This is a genomic window from Bacillus sp. JJ664, assembly GCF_036962205.1.
In the GTDB taxonomy this organism is placed as follows: domain Bacteria; phylum Bacillota; class Bacilli; order Bacillales; family Bacillaceae_G; genus Gottfriedia.
Map to the genome: position 1 here is coordinate 1 of NZ_JBALMS010000228.1, position 2684 is coordinate 2684.

Sequence of the window (2684 nt, forward strand, 5' to 3'; positions counted from 1 at the left end):
ATGATATTCATTTCGGAAGGATATTTCCAATTGGCGAAAACGGAGTAAAACTGATTTTAACAGGATCATATACTGCTTTTTTAAAAATGTTGGGGTTTGAAATATTTCTTTTTTTGTCATTGGATTTTCAGGATACAAAAAAGAAATTATTAACACTCACATTTGTAAACCTATGTTCAACGATTATTTTTACATTTGTAGTGTTTACATCATACGTAACTTTAAGTAATAGCCAAAACAATAAATTACTTAATCCACTTGTCATAATTTTTAAAACTTTTCAATCAAAAATGGTTGAAAATGTTGATACGATTTTCATTTGTCTATGGTCCATCGTAGTTTGTTCAACATTAATTAGTTATTTTTACATTGTTAGTAAAGCTGTACATAAAAGTCTGAATTCAATTGTGAAAAAAAGAAGTAGTATTTTATTAGCAATCTTGCTCTTACTCATGGCTGTTTATCCATTATTACCATTGGAAATTATAAATGTTGAAACAGTTTTTAAAATAGGAGAACATTTAGATTTAGTCTTTGTTGTTATTATTCCATGTCTTCTATTTCTCATCAATAAGGTTAGGGGGCTACTTAATTGAATCGTAGACTTTCAATCGCCTTTTTATTCCCGCTACTTCTTTTTTTCCTAACGGGTTGTTGGGATCAAAAGGAAATCAAAGATGAAATTTTAATAAATGGAATTAGTTTTGACCTAAACAAAGAGCGAAAAATTATAATTAATGCTCTTGTACTAGATATCGTTGGGAAAGGAATTGGAGTATATGAACTAAAAAACAAATACGCCGAATCAATCAAAAGTTCTGTTTACGAGTCTGGAATCGAACTGCAATCATCCATTCCAGGAGACATAGAAACATCTAAAACTAGAATATTATTATTCGGTGAAGAATTTGCAAAAGAAGATTTTATTTCTTTATTAGATACATTGAATCGGGGGAAAATAGCAAACATTAACGTAAAAGTTGCGGTTACCAATCAAATGCCTGGTAAAGAAATATTAACAATGCATAATAATAGTAAACCGTTATCATTTTTCTTATCAGAGACCATTGAAAATGCTGAAGATTTTTCATTAGTACCTAAAATAGATTTAATGGACATTTTTACATTAGGTAATGAGCATGGCATTGATTTTAGCCTACCTTTACTGGATAAAAACAAAGATAAGGTAGTAGTAATTGGTACGGGACTTTTTCATGCTGGAAAGTATACGGGTCGTTTTATCCCATACGAAAATACGCCTCTCCTTCTATTAATGATGGATAAATTTGGTAAAACAGGTCTATTCTCCACGACAATACAAGAAAAGAAAGAACTTGAAAAACCACATAATATTATCTCATATGAGGTATTTCGCCAATCAAGAAAATTCAATATACACACGTCTGGGAAGAACGTAAAGGTAGATATACTCTTAAAACCTAAAATTGTTATTACTGAAATAACTAATAAAAAAAATATTAGTAAAAAACAACTCGAAACCATTATTCAAGCTGATTTAAACAAAAGAGCGAATACGATTATTAAAGACTTGAAACTTGCAAATAGTGATGTTTTAGGGGTCGGACGTTATTTAAAAGAACATAAGCCAGACATATGGAAAAAAGTTAACTGGGAAAAGGAGTATCCACTCATTTCATTCCAAACAAAAGTGAAGGTTAAAATTATCAGCACAGGTTCATTAGGAGAGCTAACTAAGTCGGTTAAATAATTTATATTGTTACGAGCTCCAAAAACAACCGAAGAAGATTAATGGTAAAAAAGCATGAAAATTTATGGGAATTCATGCTTTTCTCTTTGAAGAAGATAAACATCACAAAGATAAGGCACTCATTTTGAATGTCTTTTCTTTGTGATGTTTTCAGGTAAGGATAATTTCCACTTAATGGTAAACTATTCTTCCTAAGTTTTAATGCTATCTTTAATTGTTTTATCCGTACTTTTGTTACAAATCCACTTGATTAATTCTACTGGTTTAACCCATTTTATCCAACTAGCAAAATGTATTCCTCCTTTAGCTAAATGTCTAAAACGCTACTGCCACTAAATTAATTATTTATTCTTTTTCATAAATAGCATTCAATATCAAGTGCCGTTTTTTTCATACCTTTTCTTTATTAGGTGTTTTTCTTTCTACCCACCTTGCACCTACAGCTTCAAAAGGTAATTTGATTAATAATTTGGGCATGTATCGTTCGCGTCCCAAAGGTGTACTAGAGTACAAAACAGAAGTTAGTGTAATAAAAAATGGACTACCGAAGCAGCCCATCGTTGTTCGACTAACGCGCCAGTTAGTTGAATAAGAAATAACAGCCATAACAATTCCTGTTACTTCCACCCTAATAAAATTTCTCCACTATATTTTATTTCTAGTACAAACTTTTTTTCAATACAATATAGGATTTGCTCAACATATTTTAAGTCATTGAAACTCTTAATAATATTATTTATTGGTGTTACTAAAACTGGTGGGGTTCCTGGATATCCTGATGCTTTTTTTAAACTATATACCATGGCATTGTCATATCTTTGCTCACTAATAAACTGTTGAATTTGATGCGAACTCGTAATTTCCAATTTGTTTTTCATAAATTCCCAATCAATTCCACCAATGCCATACGATACTAATGGATAGTCATCTAGTAATTTATCGTAAATACTTTCAC

Annotated in this window: 4 protein-coding genes; 2 read left to right on the forward strand and 2 right to left on the reverse strand. The window is 30.6% G+C overall.

All coding sequences use genetic code 11. The features are described 5' to 3' along the window. The coding region (locus V7056_RS20580; protein WP_499704250.1) for a GerAB/ArcD/ProY family transporter at positions 1–596 on the forward strand (596 nt) is incomplete at its 5' end. Continuing rightward, positions 593–1729 (forward strand): Ger(x)C family spore germination protein, encoded by a 1137-nt coding sequence (locus tag V7056_RS20585; protein ID WP_499704251.1) that lies wholly within the window; start codon positions 593–595, stop codon positions 1727–1729. The genes V7056_RS20580 and V7056_RS20585, both read left to right, overlap by 4 nt. 390 nt (positions 1730–2119) lie before the next feature. Here the strand turns inward: V7056_RS20585 and V7056_RS20590 are convergent, their stop codons facing one another. After that, positions 2120–2356, reverse strand: a complete 237-nt coding sequence (locus V7056_RS20590; protein WP_499704252.1) for a hypothetical protein — start codon at positions 2354–2356, stop codon at positions 2120–2122. Then, on the reverse strand, positions 2347–2684 hold a 338-nt coding region (locus tag V7056_RS20595; RefSeq protein WP_499704253.1), incomplete at its 5' end, for a hypothetical protein. The genes V7056_RS20590 and V7056_RS20595, both read right to left, overlap by 10 nt.